The following is a 20,777-nucleotide window of genomic DNA, read 5'->3' on the forward strand; positions in this document are numbered from 1 at the left end:
TGGAGGATTTAGCTTGAAGTTTATAGTTTTAATCAATCATGCAGTTACCAAATATTTACCGGCATGGATAGTTATTTCCGCTTTGTTCGCTTATTGGGTTCCATCCTTGTTTAATCCTTTGATGGACTGGACTGGGTTTATGTTGGGCTTTATTTTATTTTTAATGGGATTAACCATTCCAGCGGCAAGTATCTCCTATGTATTTAAGCAGCCTAGGACAGTTTTGTTTGGCGTTGTATTTAAATGGACTTTTACCGTCTTGTTAACTATTGGATTGGGAATGCTTTTTTTGCGTCAACACCATGAAATCCTTGCCGGATTCATACTTGCAGGAAGTGTGCCCAGCGCAACGGCTGCCAGCTTATATACATTTATAGCCGATGGAACAGTGATTTTAAGCATCACCATGTCGGTTGTTGATACTTTGATCAGTCCGATCCTTACTCCATTTATTATGGAACACGCTGTCGGACATTTGATCCCAATCGATTATTTGTCTTTGGTTTCACAAATGCTGATGATTGTACTGCTACCCATTCTGGCCGGTATGGCTATCAAAAGGTATTTGCCCTCATTTGTAGATAGAGTGCGTCCAGCCGTCCGATTCTGTTCTTCCATCACATTGATTGCCATTGTTTTGTCGGTAGTGGCAGGTTCGCAGGCACTAATAAAAGTTAACTTGAAGCTGCTGCCAATACTCATACTTATTACGATTGCGCAAATTATTCTCCCGATGATCGCAGTTTTTGCGGTATCAAGAAAACTTAAGATTAACCCTATGGACAGTAAAGCAATTCTGTTTGAAGCTGGACTTTGCAACACGGCACTTGCGGCCATTTTAGCGATAAATCATATTAGTTTCTTGGCAGCTGTTCCGGCAGTTATTAACACGGTCTTGAATTTGTCGTTAGGAGCATGGATTGCAGCTAAATTGGGGAAAATATAGAAAACTCATTCTTTGAAAAAATGTATTGACTATGTATATGATAGGTGTTAAAATAATAAATTTGCCAATTTTGTTAACTTGTGATATAATGAACATGTTAGCAAATTTGGAGGTGGACAATTTGTTCCAAGTTGGTGATAAAGTATTTTATCCGATGCACGGAGCAGGTGTTGTGAAAGCCATTGAAGAGAAAGATTTTCGCGGTGAGATGGAGAACTATTGTTTAATCACTATCCCAAGCAGCAGCATGGATGTAATGCTGCCCGTAAAAAAAGCATCGAAAGCCGGTTTGCGCTCAATTGTTGATCAACAGACAGCAAAGAGAATGCTTCAGGATTTCTATGATGCAGGGCATGGATCCGAGCTTCCATGGAAACAAAGGTACAGTTCTAACATGGAGAAGATTAAGACGGGCGAGCTTGAAGCCAGCCTTGAAGTGGTGAGTGACCTCCTGTATCGGAATAAGGAAAAGCCGCTCAACGCCAGTGAAAAACAAATGCTTAATAATGCGAAGCGACTGGTTGTTAGCGAGTTGGCTTTAATCAAAGATATAAGTGAAAGTCAGGCGGAAAATTTATTGGAATTGCCAAGTTAAAGGGATCTTTTCTCCATTTGATTGATGGAGAAAAGATCCCTTTAATTTTTGTTAAAAGAAAATATAAAAATGGACAGAATTTTCTATTTAAAACGAGAGTTCGATATCTATAACTCCAGGTGCCAATGGCTCGAGGTCAAAAATTGCACAATAGTTTATTCAATGATGCTTTACATAGGGTATTAAGAGTTAGTAGCTTAGCTGTGATGGCTGAGGAATTCCCTCCCCAAAAATTCTCCGGGTGCTTGTCGCCTAAAGCTACCGCGCGTTTCGCCTTTCTCTATGTTTGCAGGCTGAATGAATAGGGTAAATTAGTAAGTGATTGTCAATGCATTCTTTGAAAAATATACGCTATAGTGGTAGACTCTTTTATAATCAGAACATTCAAATGATTGCAGAAGGGAGAGGTTGAGTTGGCATCGGAATTCAAAGTGACTATTGATGGAGAGAGGATTCAGGTGAAGGGGACAGGCACTGTAATGGAAACGTTGAAAGCGCTTGATGTTTCTGTTCCGGATGTGTGCTTTCACCCAAGCCTGGGAGCGATCGAAACATGTGACACTTGCATAGTGAAGGTGAACGGGGAGTTTGTCAGGTCATGCTCAACAGAAATCAAGAGCGGGGATGTAGTTGAATCGGGCAGCAGAGAAGTCAGGGAAGCCCAAGTCATTGCAATGGATCAAATACTGCATAATCATGAGCTGTATTGCACCGTCTGCGACTACAATAATGGCACATGCGAAATACATAACACAGTAAAAGACATGCAAATCAATCACCAAAGCATCCCTTTTGAACCGAAGCCATATGAGGTGGATAATTCACATCCTTTTTACCGCTACGATCCCGATCAGTGCATTTTGTGCGGCCGGTGTGTAGAGGCATGTCAAAATGTCCAGGTAACCGAAACGCTTTCCATTGACTGGGAGAGGGAACAGCCGCGCGTCATCTGGGATAATGACGTTCCCATCAATGAATCATCCTGTGTGTCTTGCGGACACTGCTCCACTGTCTGCCCGTGCAATGCGATGATGGAAAAAGGGATGACCGGCGAAGCCGGATATTTGACTGGACTCAAGCGGGAAACCCTGCGTCCGATGATTGACCTTACAAAAGACATAGAAACGGGCTATGGCTCCATTTTGGCGATTTCAGACATGGAGGCAGCCATGAGGGAGGAAAGAATTAAAAAGACAAAAACGGTCTGTACCTATTGCGGAGTTGGCTGCAGTTTCGACATTTGGACAAAAGGGAGAAAAGTTTTGAAAGTGGAGCCCAATGCAGAGGCTCCTGCCAACGGCATTTCCACATGCGTCAAAGGGAAATTCGGCTGGGATTTCGTAAACAGCGAAGACCGTCTGACAAAGCCGCTTATCCGTGAAGGCGATGTGTTCAGAGAAGCGGAATGGGACGAAGCACTGGATCTGATCGCTGAAAAGATGAGTGCAATCAAGGAGGAATCGGGTCCCCATGCGCTCGGCTTTATCAGTTCTTCCAAATGTACGAATGAAGAGTCCTATTTAATGCAGAAGCTGGCAAGGGGAGTCATCGGAACAAATAATATCGACAACTGCTCTCGCTACTGTCAATCTCCGGCAACGATGGGATTGTTCCGCACAGTGGGTTATGGCGGAGACTCCGGCTCCATTACAGATATTGAAAAAGCGGGGATGGTGTTGATCATCGGATCAAATACAGCCGAATCGCACCCGGTTCTTGCCACCCGTGTCAAGCGTTCCCATAAGCTCAAAGGGCAGAAGCTTGTTGTATCGGACTTAAGAGAGCATGAGATGGCCCAGCGGGCGGATTTGTTCGTGAAACCGAATCCTTCTTCGGACCTTGTCTGGCTGTCCGCGGTGACGAAGTACATCATCGACCAAGGGTGGGCTGATCGTGAATTCATAGATAACCAGGTAAATGGCTACGACGAATACTGTAAAAGTCTTGAAGAATATACATTGGAATATGCCGAACAAGTAACGGGCATATCCAAGGAAGATATGATCCAAATCGCCGAAATGATTCGAGACTCTGACAGCCTTGCTGTACTTTGGGCAATGGGCGTCACTCAGCAGTTGGGCGGAAGCGATACGAGTACAGCCATTTCCAACCTTTTGCTAGTCACCGGAAATTACACGCGTCCAGGATGCGGATCCTATCCGCTTCGCGGCCATAATAATGTGCAGGGGGCCAGCGACTTTGGCAGCATGCCTGACAGAATGCCGGGTTATGAGAAAGTGGCTGACCCGGATGTGCGCGCCAAATACTCTGAAGCGTGGGGCAGCGAAGTTCCTGAGCATCCGGGCTTAAATAACCATGATATGGTTGATGCGATGCATGATGGCACACTAAGAGCCCTGTATATCAAAGGAGAAGAAATGGCCCTTGTCGATTCGAACGTGAACTATGTCCGGGCAGGTTTTGAAAAACTGGATTTCTTTGTTGTTCAGGATATTTTCTTCTCGAAAACTGCAGAATATGCAGATGTCATTCTTCCTGCTTCACCAAGCCTTGAAAAGGAAGGGACTTTTACCAACACAGAGCGTCGTTTTCAAAGACTTTATCAGGTGTTGGAACCCCTCGGAGAATCGAAACCGGACTGGCAAATCATTATGGACGTCGCCAACAAGCTTGGCGCAGAGTGGAAATATGAGCATCCAAGCGAAATCATGGAAGAAGCGGCAAAGCTTGCGCCGCTGTTTGCCGGCGTAAGATATGATTTGTTGGAAGGCTATAATTCGCTTCAATGGCCGGTCAGAGAAGACGGGACGGACACGCCGCTTTTGTTTACGGACGGCTTCCCGTTCCCGGATAAGAAAGCAAGGCTCTTCCCGGTCAAATGGACGACACCGCTTGAATACGAAGATAAATACGATATCCATGTCAACAATGGCCGCTTGCTGGAGCATTTCCATGAAGGAAATCTCACTTACCGCTCAAAAGGGATTTCATCGAAGACACCGAGTGTTTTCCTTGAGGTTTCCACAGAGCTGGCAAAAGAAAGAAGGCTTACGAGTGGCACAGAAGTCAGATTGATTTCCCCTTACGGACAGGTAGTCGTCAGGTGTCATGTCACAGACCGGGTGAAAGGGAAGGAAGTCTATCTGCCGATGAACGACATGGGTAATGCGGCGATTAACCTTTTGACGAGCAGTTACGCTGATAAAGACACGGATACGCCAGCTTATAAGGATATCATGGTGAAAATGGAAGTAGTGGAAGAAAGAGGTAAAGATCCTCTGCCAAGTAACAACCACCGTTTTGGAAATCCGAATCCTCAAAAAGGCGTGGAGGTTGAGAGGAAGTGGGCAAGGGAAGATTATGTATTTCCAGGTGACCTTGTAAAGAGAAAGGGGCTGAAGACGAATGGCTGAGCCGATTAAAAACATTCAATTCAAGCCTGTTGATGAGGAAGAGCAAAGAAAGAAGGACCTTTTGGAAATTGAAGATGCACTTTTGGCCAACAAAGATTCCATATTGGAAGTCATGGAAGTGATGGGCTATCTAAAGCAAAGGGGAATTCTTGACATGGCCAAAGGTCTGCTCGGGCAAGGGGATAAAGTGCTGGACATCGCAGTCAACCTGGCTAATATGCCTGAAAATAAAAATTCGCTTAAAAACCTTTTGCTGCTCGTGGGAACTATCGGAATGATCAATGTAACCCAACTCGAGCCTGTATTGTTGAAATTAAATGCAGGAATTGCCCGGGTTGCTGAACTTGAAGACAAAGAGGGTGAAAAGACGAGCTATCTAGGCATGGCGCGCGCCCTAAAGGACCCAGAGATCAATCGGTCCATCACTTTGCTTCTCGAATTTTTAAAAGGTATGGGAACGGATGTAAGTGAATTGGAAAAAAACGAGCCGGCCACTGTGTCTCCTAAGGTAAATACGGGAGAAACGCAAGAGCCGGAGAAAGGAAAAAGCCGAGGATGAATTCTCGGCTTTTTTAGCGCGAAATTTGTTGAAAAGTGCAAAACGAAATATTTGTTCTATTCCTAAATAAATACGAAGTTTTTACGATAATAATAATGCCTGCATAGTGGAGCGGCTATTATTTTGGCCATTTTGCAGGACAAGAGATTAAGGAAAGATGGGTGACTATATGTCAAGACGGTATAACAGTGCAATTATATATATTATTTTATTTGCAATGATTATTCAGCTTTTTCCACAATCTTCTTTCGCCCAAGAGGAGAGCGGACAGGAAGAAATAGAAGAGGTAGTGTTATTTGCGAAGCAGCCGAATGAGGAAATCGAGCTGTTTGAGGACGGAAAATCAGACAAAGTATTAGTGAGCATCCCGGACGATACAACGGTGGAATTAATAGAGACTGAGGATCAAGTATCATTCGTTCGTTATTTGCAAGATTCCGAGGGGCGGACTGAATGGAGTGGCTATGTTAATATTCTGCATATTATACCGAGCGATGATGCGGAGGAGTTTCGAAAGTTGCGGTTGAAGCCTGGCTTTGATATAGAAAAATACCAGGCAGAAAAAATGGAAGAAGATAAAGAGAGTAATAATAATGACTTAGAGACAAAAAAGCAAGAAAGCAATGATAAAACTATAGAGATTACATTAAATCCTAAAACGAATGAACCTGAAGAGCAGCCGGAAAAGAACAGCCAAAAGCTGATTGCACCAAAAGCTTTTTCAGTTACTTCTGAATCAGAGGTACTTTTAAGGGGAATTGCGCTTAGAGACGAGACGAAGGTTTATGATGAAGATAGATACACAATTCTAGGAACATATAAAAAAGGTTATATATTAGAATTTCATGATATTGACAAAGATTGGTATATGACAGCAGTACCTATTAATGGCAAAACAGGATTCTTAAGCAAAAGCGACGTTGAAACAGCTGTTACACCGCAGAAATCGCAAAAAGGCGTGGCTGTTAAAAGCCCAGTACGCGCATATTCAACAGCTTCCATAGCTTCGAAAGTGATGAAGACATATGAGTATGGAACCATCTTGGATTATAAGACTTTTACAAAAGGCTGGCATGAAGTAACGGTCCAGGTGAATGGAAAAGCCCAAAATGGCTACATACAAGCTGCAGATATAGGAAAACTTGAAACGAAATTAAAGGGGTATGCACTCGCTGATCCTGCCTATGTTTACGAACAGGGTGATCGAAAATCTACTAAGTTAAAAACCTATAAAAAAGGTTCGATACTTCAATTTCGGGCACACGATGCAAGCTGGTTCCAAATCGATGTGGCGGTCAAGGGGAAGAACCAAATTGGATACATCCATAAAAAGGATCTGACTGATAAGCCGCCGCTCTTAACAGGCTATGCACTGAAAGATTCAACTTATGTATTCGGAAGCAGAAGCAAAAAGGGCTCCAAATTAAAGACATACAAGAAAGGGAGCATCCTGAAATACCGTCCTTATGACTCCAACTGGTATACAGCAACAGTTAAAGTAAACGGAAAATCTAAAACCGGATATATCCATAAAAATGACGTAAGCGATAAACCGCCGCTTTTAACGGGCTACGCCCTCAAAGACTCGACTTATGTATTCGGAAGTATGAGTAAAAGTGGCTCCAAGTTAAAGACGTATAAAAAAGGGCAATCTTTAAAATACCGTCCTTACAATTCCAACTGGTATACAGCGACTGTTAAAGTAAGTGGAAAATCTCGAAAAGGCTATGTCCATAAAAAAGATGTCGGGGATAAGCCGCCTGTCTTTACCGGCTTTGCGAAGAACGCTTCTACATATGTTTACAGCAAGCCTGACCGCAAATCATCAAAACTTAAAACTTATAAAAAGGGCCACCAATTAAAATATTATTACCATAGCAGCAGTTGGTTTAAGTCAACCGTTGTTGTGAAGGGAAAAAAGCGAACTGGCTATATTCATGTCAAAGATGTAGGCAAGGCAACAGATATATCTTTTGTAAATCCAAATAGGGTATATTCCTATAACCACATGGCTGAAGATATTAACAAGCTTCAGAAAGCCTATCCCGACTTAATCAAATACAAGGTTGTAGGGAAGTCGGAGTATGGCAGGAATATTTATGCTGTATCGCTTGGAAAAGGAAAGCCTACGACCTTTATTAATGGTTCCCATCATGCCAGGGAGTGGCTGACCACAAACTTGAATATGTACATGGTTGAGCAATATGCCAAGGCCTATCAAAAAAATAGCAAAATTAAAGGTTATGATGTTAGGAAAATATTGAATGAGACAACGATCTGGTTTATCCCTATGGTCAATCCGGATGGAGTCACTCTTCAGCAGCAGGGTCTAAAGGCATTTCCTAAAAACACCCATGCTTCGTTAATTGTCATGAACAACGGAAGTACAAACTTCAAGCGGTGGAAAGCGAATGGCAAGGGAGTAGATTTGAACCGCCAATATGATGCTGGCTGGAAAACGATAAAAGGCAATCCCGGCCGTCCCAGCTATAAAAATTATAAAGGCAAGGCACCGGCAACTGCCTCGGAAGTAAAAGCAGTTTTGAAACTGGAGGCGGAAATCAGGCCTGAAATAGCGGTGGCCTACCATAGCAGCGGAAAAATTCTCTATTGGAATTATAAGCAAAAAAGTGCCGATTATAGGCGCGATCATGCTTATGCAAAGACCATCGGCAAGATGACAGGTTACGGATTGGTATATCCGGGGCCGAATCCTTCGGGCGGCGGCTTTACCGATTGGTTTATCCAGAAGCGAAAACGTCCGGGATTCACACCGGAAATTTCAAGATATGTATATGAAACCAATCCCCCTCTTTCTGAGTTCAACGGAGCATGGAGAGAAAACCAGGCGGTCGGCCTCCATGTGGCCCAAGAGAGTGCAAAACTTTATATGGCAAGGAATAAAAAGAAGTAGTAGCAGATAATTGGTTTGGGAAGGGTCCTGTAATAATAATGCTAGGCTTTGAAAATATCAAATCATGGATTTTTTTCTAGTAGATTAAACTTGCTTTATGATTGGTGATACTTGCAAGGAACATTCTACGTTTAAAAAGCTCATGGTGACGGATCAAGAAGAAATATCACTGCGATAGTAACTATGGCTGGTTTATGGTTACCGTGCATGTGGAAATATCACTGCCACGGTAATTATAACGTGTTCATGGTTACCGATTATGTGGAAAAATTGTTAATTCGGTAACTATGGAACCCTTGTCCGTATGAATTCTCTCCTAAAAAATAAACGTCCCACTCATGATCTTAGAAGAACATGAATGGGACGCTTTTTATTTAGGGAAAATCCAGATTGTAAGTCGCTAGCCGAGCGCTTCCGCTTTTCATTGTCCAGCTCTAGCGCTCAGCGACTAGCAGACTTCCCTCCTCTGGGTGCTCCAAGGCATAGCTTATTCAGGAAGCTATGTTATCTTGTCGCAAAGCTGCTTGAAGTTTACTCGAGGAAGATACACACGATGTTATTGAAGTCAGTAGCTTTCCTACGATAAGTCAACATCGCTACGCTTTGCTTCGCGTGTTGTCCGGCTACGAGTGCCATCGGCTCGAGGTCATAAGTCAAGCGTAGCTGAAGGCAAACTACGCCTTCAGCTACGCTCGTCTTATGCTTGTCGCCGATAAGCAAGCACTCTCCGCACTTCCTTTTCCTTTATCTCGTCAGGATTCGTCCAGTCTGTACGTCGCTAACCGAGCGCTTCCGCTTTTCTAGTTCCCCTTCGGATCCAACGCATCCCTTAGTCCGTCACCGACAAAGTTAAAGCACAGTACGGTAATCAAGATTAGCAATCCCGGGAATGCCGGGTACCATGGGGCTTTCAGCAGAACGGTAAAGTTCTGGGCATCCTCCAACATATTCCCCCAGCTTGGAGTAGGGGGCTGAACGCCGAGTCCAAGATAACTTAAGGCGGCTTCAGCCAAGATGACATACCCTACCAGCAAAGTAGCAGTAACGATAATGGGCGCCATTGCATTAGGCAATATATGGCTGAAGATAATTTTGACAGGACGCGTTCCTATTGTCCTTGAGGCCAGTACAAATTCCCTTGTACGCAAAGATAAAAATTCCCCCCGCACAATTCTTGCGGTTGTTGTCCAAGAGGTAACCGCAAACACAAGAATGAGCTTGTCCACGCTGGGGTTGAAAATTGTTACAATCGTAATTAACAGGAAAATGGATGGAATCGAAATAATAATATCCACAAATCTCATTAATACGGCATCAACAACCCCGCCGTAATAGCCTGCAGTTGCGCCTATAGTCGTACCTATGAGCAAAGCTCCCGCAACAGAGCCAAACCCTACCAGAAGTGAGATTCTTCCGCCATATAACAGCCTGGTAAAAATATCTCTCCCAAAACGGTCGGTTCCCAGCCAGTTCTCAGAACTCGGCGGAGCCAGTTTATTGGCCAGATTGGTCGTTGCTGGGTCGTAAGGGGCAATCCAAGGGGCGAGCGCAGCAGAAAGTATGATGACGAACAGTACAACAGAACCAAATACAGCCAATTTATTTCTTGAAAACTTACGAAGAAATACTTTAGTGAGTGTCTCAGGTTTCTCCTGGATTCCGGGGTTCATATTCAAATTATTGATTGTAGGTTCATAGTTCGTTTGTGCCAAATTTACCCCCCCTAATACTCAATCCGCGGATCAAAAATTGCATATAGGATATCCGCCAATAAATTTCCTATCACAACAAATATGGCTGTCAAAACCGTTAATGCCATGATCACTGGATAATCACGGGTAAAGGCCGATTCAATGAACAATCTGCCTATGCCTGGCCAGCTGAAAACCAGTTCTGTGATAGCTGCTCCTCCGATAAAATTTGGAAGCATGAGGCCGAACATTGTAATAATGGGAATCAATCCGTTGCGTAATCCATGTTTTAAAACGACTGTCCGTTCTTTAAACCCCTTCGATTTGGCTGTTCGGATATAGTCCTGCTGCAGAACCTCCATCATGCTTGAACGCGTATAGCGAGTTAAGGCAGCCATATCTGCTGCAGCCAATACAAATGCGGGCAAGATCAAGTGGTGAAGTCTGTCCCATATGCTGAATGGGGCATTCAGTGTTGCGACCCCGCCGGTAGGGAACCACCCAAGCTGCACCCCGAAAAAAATAATTAACATGATACCAAGCCAAAAGTTGGGGGTGGCTACGCCAAGAAAAGAACCGACAGTGACTGTATAGTCCAGCTTTGTATATGGTCTCATAGCGGAAAAAATACCGAGCGGTACAGCAATGAGGAAAGCTAATATTGTGGAGGTTACCATAAGCAACAAGGTATTCGGAAGCCTGTTCAAAATCATTTCACTGACTGGCACACCTCTCCGGATCAGGGATGTACCGAAGTCTCCCTTGACCATATTCCCCAGCCATTTCCCATACTGAACATGGACTGGATCATTTAGTCCGTATTTTTCTTCGAATTTTGCCCTGTCCCCAGGCTTTGTGTTTGGGTCCATTAACAAAGATGTAGGGCCCCCGGGGGCGGCTTTAATAATGGCAAATGAAAGAATAGTGATCCCGAGCAACAATGGTATTGCCATGAGGACCCGCCGAATAATATATGAAATCATTCGTCCTGCTCCTTCCGCTGTATATGTTATAAAGTGCAGAATGCGTTCAGAATAGAAAAACATATAAAGATATGGGAATGGGGCACCCATTTCCCATATCTTTGAGAATTCCTTTATTTGTTTAACCACCATTGATGAGGCTTGTACATCACATTTTTTGCATGGAATTCATAACCTTCCAATTCTGTAGGCATGGCTCGGAATTCAATTGGGTAGTATAGGAAAGTATACGGCTGGTCTTCGGCAAGTCCTGCTTGGATCTGGCCTATCAATTCTTTCCGTTTTTCTTGATCCTTCTCTTGAAGCTGCTGGTCCATCAGTTTATCAAGGTCAGGGTTTGAGTATCCGTTAAAGTTCAGCCCATTTTCAATTTCCTTCGTATGGTAGATGCCGCTTGGATCGGGATCAGTCCCGAGTGACCAGCCCAGCACAATTGCGTCAAAGTTCCAGACTCCAGGGTCTAAATCAGCGACAAGTGAACTGAATTCAACAACTTTAGGCTTCGCTTCAATACCGACTTCCTTTAGCTGCTCCTGCAGCAGCACGACGATATCTTCCCTTGCTTTATTACCTTGGTTTGTCTTTATTTCGAATGAGAATTTTTTGCCGTCTTTTTCAAGAATTCCGTCACTACCTGGTTTCCAACCTGCTTCAGCAAGCATTTTCTTTGCCTTTTCAGGGTCATAATCAAAATGAGGAACATCTTCATTGTATGCCCAGCTTAGAGGACTTTCAGGAGTATGCGCCACTTCTCCATGTCCTTCCACAATTTCATTAATAATTGTCTCACGGTCAATCGCATGAGTGATTGCCTGACGTACTTCCTTGTCTTTGAACAAGTCATTTCTCAAATTACCGGCAAGGTAATTATATTGTAGGGCCAATCCTTCTTCGATTTTGATACCGATATTATCCTGGAAAGATTTAACCGTTTCAATATCGGACGGCGGAACGCCGGCCCAGAAATCAATATCACGGTTTTGAAGCTGCGTCAGCATGGCATTGGCGTCAGGTACAAACTTTAATGTAATTGTATCTAAATGCGGGCGGCCCTGATAATATTCTTCGAACGCTTCAACTTTTAAATATTCGCCGTCCTTCCATTCAACAAACTTGAATGGACCTGACCCGATCGGATTTTTTGTATTGAATTCATGCTCTCCGAGTTCACTGACAGGAACGTCTTTTAATATATGCTCAGGTAAAATTTTGAAACTCAGGCCGACAGTGTGGAACTGGGCGTCCACCCTTTTCATGTTGAACTTCACTGTCAAGTCATCGACTTTTTCAACGCTTTCCAAGGCTTCGAAATAAGACTTACTAATTCCGTCATAATCTTTATTGAGTGGAATATTGTATGTGAAAACTACATCATCGGCAGTCAAATCTTCTCCATCGTGGAATTTGATGCCTTCCCTCAATTTGACTGTATACGTTAGTCCATCCTCAGATTCATCGACACTTTCGGCGAGCTCATCTGTGTTGGGAGTGAAGTCTTCTTTATTGGAGCCGACAAGGCCCTCAAAAATCAAATCTTCAACATCTGCGCTTATTTGATCATCGGAGTACAGCGAGTTAAAAAGAGTAGGTGATCCGGAATACCCCATGATCAGATCGCCACCATCCACCGGTTCTGTATTCTCGGACACTTTATCATCGTCTTCTTGTTTTTTTCCGTCCGTAGCTGTTTTATCTCCGCCGCTGCACGCAGCTAAAAACAGCGAAAGGACGAGCATCATGCTCAGAAATAACCAAGCCGGTTTCCTCATTGTCATGCCCCCTCTAAAAATTTTTCGGAATTCAAATGAACTTAACGCCAATCTGTTCATGAATCACCCCTTTCAAGTATTTTCATCTATTTTCAACAGATAAGAAAGCTTAAAATCAAATATTTTCTCCAAATTATGATTTGTGTCTAGCTCTGACGTACAGGAGTACTAGTTCCACCAACGTACAGGATGTCTCGCTCTAAGGCGGCAACGCGCAGACCACGCTAGTGCCAGCGAAGTGACGGTCAAGGAAAGCTTCGGCAGTGTTACATCCACGAAGGAAAAGCGTCAGCTTTTTCGAGGATGTTGCACCCCAAGGCTGCCAGATGCCATCGGCTTAAGGACACAAGTCACAAGGAAGCTTACTCGGGATGAGTGTGCTCCATCGGCATAGTGGATTCAGGGAAGCTCATGTTTTCCCTCGTTGCAAAGCCCCATGAAGCAAATTCGGTGATGATTCTCACGAGTAATTGGGATCAGTAGCTTTGGTGGCTGAGGAACTCCCTCATCAAAATTCCCCTTGTTGCTTGTCCCCCAAGGCTAGGCTTTGCGCTTTTCCTTATTGATATAAGTGACAGGCGACATAGTGCTCTTTTTTCACCTCTTGAAAGTCAGGAGTGACTTTTCGGCAAATATCCATTGCTGCCGGACACCGGGTATGAAAAACGCAACCGGAAGGCGGATTGGCCGGACTCGGCACATCACCTTTCAAAACAATCCTTTCGCGCTGCTGTATGCCACGCTTTCTCGGAACAGGAACTGCCGAAAGCAAAGCAGTTGTATAAGGATGAAGAGGGTCTTCATATAAGTCTTTTTTTCTGGCAAATTCCATGACTTTTCCAAGATACATGACGGCGACCCGATCGCTTATATGGCGCACGACGCTTAAATCATGTGAAATGAAAATATAAGTAAGCCCAAATTCATCCTGTAAATCCTCCATTAAATTGATGATCTGGGCCTGAATAGATACATCCAATGCGGATACAGCCTCGTCAGCAATGATCAATTCAGGGTTAAGAGCCAAGGCGCGTGCTATTCCGATCCGCTGGCGCTGGCCTCCTGAGAACTCATGCGGATACCGGTTGATGAAGGAAGGGTTGAAGCCGACACGGTTCAATAGCTCCGCTATTTTTTCATCCCTGCCTTTTCGATCATACAATTTATGGGTAATTAAAGGTTCGTTTAATATCGACTTCAATGTCTTCCTTGGATTCATTGACGCGTAGGGATCCTGAAAAATCATTTGAATATTCTTTCGGACCGTGCGGCTAAGTTCACTTTCGGATAGACGCGAAATGTCCCGCCCTTTAAAAAGTACTTTGCCTTCCGTCGGTTCATATAAGCGGATGAATGTTCTTCCGGCCGTTGATTTTCCGCAGCCTGATTCTCCGACAATTCCAAGTGTCTCTCCTTTTTTTACATACAGGGAGATGCCGTCCACCGCCTTGATTTGTCCGGTAGTCCTTTGGAAAATGCCGGTTTTGATAGGGAAATGTTTGGCCATATTGACAGCTTCAAGCATATAATCAGTTTGATTAATAAGCGCCCTTTTCTGTGCTTCTAAGGTTGTGGTCATGCTTTACCCTCTCCTTTGTCATACAAAAAGCACCTTACTGACCGTGACTTTCCGACTGCCAACAAACTTGGAACCTCTTGCAGGCAGCGGTCAAATGCATGAGGACAGCGGGAGGCAAAGCGGCACCCTTTTGGATAATGCTCAGGAGAGGGGACAGTGCCTTCGATAGGTATAAGCCTTTCGGCATCGGCATCAATGGATGGTATTGAATCCATAAGACCCACTGTATAAGGATGCAAGGGTTCGTTAAACAAGTCATCAACAGAAGCTTCTTCCACAACTTGTCCACAGTACATGACAAGAACCCTATCTGCAATTTCGGAAACGACCCCAAGATCATGGGTGATTAATAATATGGAGGTATTAAACTGCTTGCTCAAATCTTTCATCAAATCAAGAATTTGAGCCTGGATTGTTACATCCAGTGCAGTTGTCGGCTCATCGGCAATAAGCAGCTTCGGATTACAGCTCATGGCAATAGCAATCATGACGCGTTGCCGCATTCCGCCCGATAGCCTGTGAGGATATTCATTGAGCATTTCTTCGGCACGGGAAAAGCCAACCATTTTTAACAGATCGATAGCTTTTTTGTCAGCTTCCCTTTTTGAAAGTTTCTTATGGTAGATTAAAACCTCCGAAATTTGCTCGCCGATTGTCAAAACGGGGTTCAAAGAGGTCATCGGTTCCTGGAATATCATAGATATATCATTTCCGCGGATATGATACATCTCCTCTTCTGGAAGCGCTGCCAAGTCGGCTCCGTCAAAGAGAATTTGCCCCTCAACGATTTCCCCTGGAGGACTTGGTACAAGTCTCATGATGGAGAGGGATGTGATGCTTTTTCCCGAACCGGATTCACCGACAAGTGCAACGGTTTCTCCCTTATTAATTTTAATGTCGACACCATCCACTGCGGGAATCACTTTTTTATTTGAAAAGAAATGAGTTTTTAGATTTTTTACATCCAGCAATGCAGTCAATTTCAGGCCACCATCCTTTGCTGTAAAAATATTTGCGGTATTCAGGTAATTGTAACTGCAAACTAGTCTACTTTATGTAAGTTAACTATAACTATATCAATTTTTCAATTGAAAAAACATGAGTAATATGGTCTATTCCTAGGACTGTAGATGGAGGCCGTGGGATATAAGTAGTGTTCACTCATATTAGAGTATGCTATTTTAAACAAAAAAATGATATTTTTAATAAAACTCTATCCTATCTTATACATAAAACGTCAACAGAAAAAAGACCTCGAAAAACATGAGGTCCTCTACTAGATACTTCTTCTGTTTAAGATAAATTGGACTAAAAACAAAATAACCGCAGTAAGTAAAAGAATATGTATGATTCCTCCTGCTAAATTGGTGATGGCTCCGATTAACCATAACACCAGTAAAACACCCATAATCATCCAAATCATGTCAATCCCTCCGCATTGTAAATACCCCAAAAGATGTAAAGTTAAACATAAATGTCCATTAAAAATGCTATAATTTCATAAAAAAGAAGAGGGATGTCTGAAAATGGAGTGGATGGTAAAAACGTTTGATGAATTGACAACAGGCGAGTTATACAGCATATTGCAGGAGCGTGTGGATGTTTTTGTCGTGGAACAAAAATGTATATACAGGGAGCTTGATGGCTTTGATCAAGCATCGTACCATTTGTATGCAAGCAATCAAAATGAGATTATCGCATATGCTCGGATATTATTTCCTGGTACGGCCTACAAAGAGTTGTCAGTTGGAAGGGTGTTGGTGAAGGAACCGTATAGGGGGAATGGATTGGCAACTGAATTGGTGACTAGAGCACTCGATTTTATTCGTACAGAACTAAAGGAGAAAGTTGTAAAGCTACAGGCTCAGGAATATTTACTCCCATTTTACGCTTCATTCGGATTTACAGCGGTTTCGGAAGTGTATTTGGACGAAGGTATCCCTCATGCCGATATGATATTGGAAGTGAAATAGACCGCCTCCAAAAGAAGGCGGACTAAAAAATATTTTATGATTATAGGTTTATGTTGGCCAAATAACAGGTTGCCAATCAGATTCGTGCCCGAATTCCTGCTACATGTGCTCTCAGGGTAACAAATAAGCTAGTTTCGTTACCGTACTCGTGTCATTGATGCTTCCTCGGTAACGAATGAGCCAGTTGCATGCCAATATACCTGCCAAGACACCTTTTAAGAGGTACCATAAGTAAAAAACCAGACGGAAAAACATAATGTTTTCCGTCTGGTTTTTTTGGGGAGGTTTTTAACAGGTCCTTCTAGTTATCCAGCTTTATTTCTACCTGTCACCAAGTTGACGATGAAGATAATGACAGCTGCAACAAGCAAAATATGAATGAGTGCACCGCCGACTTTAGCAACAAGGCCAAGTATCCAAAGCACAAGTAATATTCCAATGATTGTCCAGAGCATTCAATTCACTTCCTTTCAATAAGATACTTGCTTGTTTTATATTTACCCGACGAAAGGCCATTCAAACAAATCTGTTGATGGTAAATGAAGTTTGCTTCTTGAGGTTTTGTAAAAATGATACGGGGAAAGTAGTTGGTATCTAAGTTGTTCACTAAGGGGGCAAAGTATGAGGAATAAAAATAGATGGTTGTTCAGTATTGTGGCCCTTTTTTTATGTGTGCTTTTTTCAATCATCTATTATGAAACGACGAAGCCCTTACCAGAAGGAATTCCGTATGAAGGAAAGGTTCATCATGTGTCGGCGGAATCGATTACCTTTTTATATGACTTAACATATAAAAGTGGAGAGCGCCAAAAAACTGACCAGCATATGTTCAAAGCTGTTTTTGAAGCGATTGATGAAGCGGAGGAGTTCGTTGTCATGGATTTCTTCTTATATAACGATTATTACGATCAAGACCAGAAATTTCCTCCGTTGAGTTCCACCTTGACGAAAAAATTGATTGCCAAGAAAAAAGAAAATCCTGATATTAAGATTGTTCTTATAACAGATGAAATCAATACATCATATGGCTCTCATAAAAACTGGCAATTTGAAATGCTGAAGAAGAATGGGATTGATGTACTGATCACTGATGTGGATCCGCTTAGGGACTCGAATCCTCTGTACTCAGCTGTTTGGAGAATGTTTTTCCAGTGGCTGGGCCAAAAAGGAAATGGAACAATTCCTAATGCCATGGCTGATACTGCACCAAAAATGACAGCCAGATCTTATTTGAAGATGTTAAATATCAAAGCTAATCATCGGAAGACTGTGGCGACTGATAAAACTTCTCTCGTCTTATCGGGAAATCCTCACGACGCCAGTGCTCTTCACTCGAATATCGGATTCCAGATTGACGGGCCGTTTGTCAAGAATTTGCTTGAGTCCGAACAGGCTGCGGTCAATCTTGCAGGGGGAGAAAAGCTTCCAGTGTACCATGGCAATGAAAATTCATCGGGAGATCATAAGGTACAACTTATAACGGAAGGGAAGGTGCTTGACAAAACCCTCACTTCCATCAAGTCGGCCGAAAAGGGAGACGAACTATGGCTTTCCATGTTTTACCTTGCCGAACGAAAAATCATTGATGCTCTGCTTGATGCTGACGGCCGCGGGGTAAAAGTTAGAATCATCATGGATCCCAACGAAAATGCTTTTGGGTCGAAGAAAACCGGACTCCCAAATAAGCCTGTTGCTCTGGAACTTGAGGAAAAAACAGAAGGAAGAATAAAAATCCGCTGGTATAATACTGGACAGGAACAGTATCATTCAAAACTACTCTACATTAAGAAAAAGAATAAGGTCCTTATTACAGGCGGTTCGACCAACTACACTGCAAGAAATTTGGATAATTACAATTTGGAAACGAATGTGTATATAGAAGCGCCTTTAAATTCTCCACTTGTTATAGATTTGGACAACTTTTTTCAAAGGCAATGGAGAAACGAAGGTGGGCAATTTACTGTCGATGTAAAAGAAAGCTTAAGTCCGTTGACCTTCGGACAGCAGGTAGTTTATTTTTTACAAAAAGTATTCAGCTTCACTACGTTTTAAACATAGAACACTTCATTTTTATGAGGTGTTTTTTTCGAATAAAACCAGAGGATTAAACAACAATAAGAGCAGACAGATGGAGGTGAAAAGACGATGCAACTGGCAGCCCATGAATTTCGTGATCTTAGTGAATTGATCGCCAGCTGTTATAATACGGTTACCTGTATGGGGTCGTTTATCAATCAGGCGCAGGATCCTGAGCTAAAATCGATGCTGGAAAGGCATTATCCCAAGCATATTGCGGACTATAATTTGAAGGTGGATTTTGTACAGAGTGTCTCGACACCGGACATAACGAAGTTCCAGCCGGATGACTTAACAAAGAAGCTTGACAATTATACGGCCCCGCCACAAATAGTCAGTGCATCAGCCCCAAGAACTGATGCGACAACCCACACTGACCGTGAAATTGCTTTGGCCTATCTGCTTAACCAAAAGGCGGCGGCAAAAAATTATGCGTCAGCCGTACTGGAATGCGCCAATCCGGAGCTAAGGACATTTCTTGAAAATGCCTTTCTAAACAGCAGTAGGCATTCTTACGAGGTTTGGCAGTATATGGCTCAAAAGGGGTATTATCCACTTTCCCCTGCACCACAGCAAGATATTCAAATGGTAAGCAGCATGTATCAAATTGTCCCGCAGCCTCCATTATTTGGGGGACAACAGGCTAATCCACAATCTTTTTTACAGTAATTGGTTAAGACAGTCCATAAAGCGGACTGTCTTCTTTTACATTTTGTCATATGACTTACGGTAAAAAGTGGGGCGGAATCATAACTCTGAACTATTGCACCCCGTCAAATTATTGTGCCAGTACCACGTTCCTTTGTCGCATGCGGTGGTCATTCGCTTCTCCGATAGTCCGTATTCTTAAGAATAGACATAATTTGTTCCTTTTTAAATCACGCATCATTCAGTATAATGTTAAGATGGTTAGAGTGTTATTTTTTGATTAAAGAGGAGAAATTTGAATGACCTCACAGAAAAAGCAAATCCCTAAAATTGATTACGGAATAATTCTCACTTTGATGTTGATGATGATAGCAAGCCTTATCATTATCTTTAGCGCCCAAACAACAGGGCAATATAAAACAAACTTCGTCCTGCAGCAGGTCATGTGGTATACGATTGGCTCGGTTGTCGCAGCTTTTGTTATGCAACTTGATTCTGAACAAATGAGAAAAATTTCTTGGTATCTATATGGTGCTGGCCTTGTCATGCTTATTATTCTATTTCTTTCACCAGATAATATTGCATTTACAAGAAGAGTGAACGGGGCACAAAGCTGGTTCTTCATACCCGGAGCGGGAGCCATTCAGCCTTCAGAATTCATGAAGGTATTTACCATCTTGGTACTGGCGAGACTTGCTACTGATCACCATGTGAAATTCATCCATAAAACAACAAAAACAGATTTTTGGTTACTGATGAAGCTGGGATTGACAACAGCAGTTCCGGTAGCATTCATTTTAAAACAGCCTGACCTTGGAACGTCACTCGTCTTTTTAGCGATATTCCTGGGCGTGGTCCTGGTTTCCGGGGTCACTTGGAAACTGCTTGTTCCGATATTTGCAAGTGTTTCCCTGCTTGGAGGAACGGTTCTCTATATTGCGATTAAAATGCCGCAGTATTTAAAGTTCCTTGGTGTTAAGCAATATCAATTCAAACGGATCTATTCCTGGCTTGACCCATATACATATCAATCAAACGAAGGCTTCCAGCTTGTGAAGTCCCTCCTTGCGATTGGCTCAGGAATGACGAGTGGGAAAGGGTTCGGCAACAGGGAAGTGTACATGCCGGAGAGCCATTCGGACTTTATTTTCAGTACCCTTGGGGAAGAGTTTGGTTTTATCGGTGGAAGTATCGTTATAAGTCTCTTTTTCCTGCTGATTTATCAGATTACGAGAGTGGGTCTGGACACTAAGAATCCATTTTATTCCTATATTTGTGTCGGTGTCATTTCGATGATCGCATTTCACGTGTTCCAAAATATCGGCATGACCATCGGTCTTTTACCGATTACCGGAATTCCGCTTCCTTTTATCAGCTACGGAGGAAGCTCGCTCCTCTCTAATATGTTGGCTATCGGGATAATCATGTCTGTACGGTACCATTATAGAAAATATATGTTTTCATCTAATGACGAGTAAAGTCGCCCCTGTTAAGGGGCGACTTTTTTTTGATGCACTAACAAATTAAAATTCACTTTCGCATCGATATATGTCAATATAATGCAGAAGTGGTTCAAAACAAATAAAATAAACCTTTTAGAAGAGAAAGAATAGATATCCAATTGAAAAATTCTTTGCCTAGCTTCGACAGACAGGAAGTCGCGTCCTGAG

The 20,777-nt window shown here is 42.9% G+C and carries 16 protein-coding genes; 9 read left to right on the plus strand and 7 right to left on the minus strand.

Annotated elements, in window-relative coordinates; translation table 11 throughout:
* Positions 1-13 precede the first annotated feature (13 nt).
* The 5 genes from D4T97_RS03735 to D4T97_RS03755 all read left to right on the plus strand — a co-directional run bounded on the left by D4T97_RS03735 (position 14) and on the right by D4T97_RS03755 (position 8,388).
* Positions 14-946, plus strand: a complete 933-nt coding sequence (locus D4T97_RS03735; protein WP_164525457.1) for a bile acid:sodium symporter family protein — start codon at positions 14-16, stop codon at positions 944-946.
* A 121-nt stretch (positions 947-1,067) separates the two neighbouring features.
* Complete coding sequence (locus D4T97_RS03740) at positions 1,068-1,541, plus strand: CarD family transcriptional regulator (protein WP_126048077.1); 474 nt, start codon at positions 1,068-1,070, stop codon at positions 1,539-1,541.
* Positions 1,542-1,954: 413 nt separating this feature from the next.
* Entirely contained in the window at positions 1,955-4,915 is a 2,961-nt protein-coding gene (fdhF, locus tag D4T97_RS03745) for a formate dehydrogenase subunit alpha (RefSeq protein WP_126047751.1), read from the plus strand.
* Positions 4,908-5,474, plus strand: a complete 567-nt coding sequence (locus D4T97_RS03750; RefSeq protein WP_126047753.1) for a DUF1641 domain-containing protein — start codon at positions 4,908-4,910, stop codon at positions 5,472-5,474. Before fdhF ends, D4T97_RS03750 begins: the two co-directional genes overlap by 8 nt.
* 169 nt (positions 5,475-5,643) lie before the next feature.
* Entirely contained in the window at positions 5,644-8,388 is a 2,745-nt protein-coding gene (locus D4T97_RS03755; RefSeq protein WP_126047755.1) for a M14 family metallocarboxypeptidase, read from the plus strand.
* Between the two features lie 800 nt (positions 8,389-9,188).
* Here the strand turns inward: D4T97_RS03755 and opp4C are convergent.
* The 6 genes from opp4C to D4T97_RS03785 form a co-directional block, all read right to left on the minus strand.
* Entirely contained in the window at positions 9,189-10,058 is an 870-nt protein-coding gene (gene opp4C, locus D4T97_RS03760) for an oligopeptide ABC transporter permease (RefSeq protein WP_126048079.1), read from the minus strand.
* A 53-nt stretch (positions 10,059-10,111) separates the two neighbouring features.
* On the minus strand, positions 10,112-11,062 hold the full coding sequence (locus D4T97_RS03765; RefSeq protein WP_126047757.1) for an ABC transporter permease: 951 nt from the start codon (positions 11,060-11,062) through the stop codon (positions 10,112-10,114).
* Between the two features lie 113 nt (positions 11,063-11,175).
* Positions 11,176-12,837, minus strand: coding sequence for a peptide-binding protein (locus D4T97_RS03770; RefSeq protein ID WP_126048081.1), 1,662 nt, complete (start codon positions 12,835-12,837; stop codon positions 11,176-11,178).
* 553 nt (positions 12,838-13,390) lie between these two features.
* Complete coding sequence (locus D4T97_RS03775) at positions 13,391-14,410, minus strand: ABC transporter ATP-binding protein (RefSeq protein WP_126047759.1); 1,020 nt, start codon at positions 14,408-14,410, stop codon at positions 13,391-13,393.
* On the minus strand, positions 14,407-15,390 hold the full coding sequence (locus tag D4T97_RS03780) for an ABC transporter ATP-binding protein (protein WP_126047761.1): 984 nt from the start codon (positions 15,388-15,390) through the stop codon (positions 14,407-14,409). The genes D4T97_RS03775 and D4T97_RS03780 overlap by 4 nt, the downstream gene beginning before the upstream one ends.
* A 296-nt stretch (positions 15,391-15,686) precedes the next feature.
* On the minus strand, positions 15,687-15,833 hold the full coding sequence (locus D4T97_RS03785) for a lmo0937 family membrane protein (protein ID WP_126047764.1): 147 nt from the start codon (positions 15,831-15,833) through the stop codon (positions 15,687-15,689).
* Between the two features lie 103 nt (positions 15,834-15,936).
* On the opposite strand from D4T97_RS03785, the gene D4T97_RS03790 reads away from it, so the two are divergent.
* Positions 15,937-16,383: a GNAT family N-acetyltransferase gene (locus tag D4T97_RS03790; protein ID WP_126047766.1), complete on the plus strand. Its 447-nt coding sequence runs from the start codon at positions 15,937-15,939 to the stop codon at positions 16,381-16,383.
* 305 nt (positions 16,384-16,688) lie between these two features.
* Here D4T97_RS03790 and D4T97_RS03795 read toward each other — a convergent pair whose 3' ends face one another.
* Complete coding sequence (locus D4T97_RS03795) at positions 16,689-16,838, minus strand: lmo0937 family membrane protein (RefSeq protein WP_126047768.1); 150 nt, start codon at positions 16,836-16,838, stop codon at positions 16,689-16,691.
* Positions 16,839-17,004: 166 nt separating this feature from the next.
* Between D4T97_RS03795 and D4T97_RS03800 the strand changes: the two genes are divergently transcribed.
* From D4T97_RS03800 to D4T97_RS03810, 3 genes are all read left to right on the plus strand, one after another.
* Positions 17,005-18,435, plus strand: coding sequence for a phospholipase D family protein (locus tag D4T97_RS03800; RefSeq protein ID WP_126047770.1), 1,431 nt, complete (start codon positions 17,005-17,007; stop codon positions 18,433-18,435).
* A 93-nt stretch (positions 18,436-18,528) separates the two neighbouring features.
* The gene (locus D4T97_RS03805) at positions 18,529-19,128 is read left to right on the plus strand and encodes a spore coat protein (protein WP_126047772.1); all 600 of its coding nucleotides are present in this window, start codon (positions 18,529-18,531) and stop codon (positions 19,126-19,128) included.
* A 278-nt stretch (positions 19,129-19,406) separates the two neighbouring features.
* Positions 19,407-20,585: an FtsW/RodA/SpoVE family cell cycle protein gene (locus tag D4T97_RS03810; protein WP_126047774.1), complete on the plus strand. Its 1,179-nt coding sequence runs from the start codon at positions 19,407-19,409 to the stop codon at positions 20,583-20,585.
* Positions 20,586-20,777 lie beyond the last annotated feature (192 nt).

This window comes from Siminovitchia acidinfaciens (genome assembly GCF_003605385.1).
GTDB classification, from domain to species: domain Bacteria; phylum Bacillota; class Bacilli; order Bacillales; family Bacillaceae_C; genus Siminovitchia; species Siminovitchia acidinfaciens.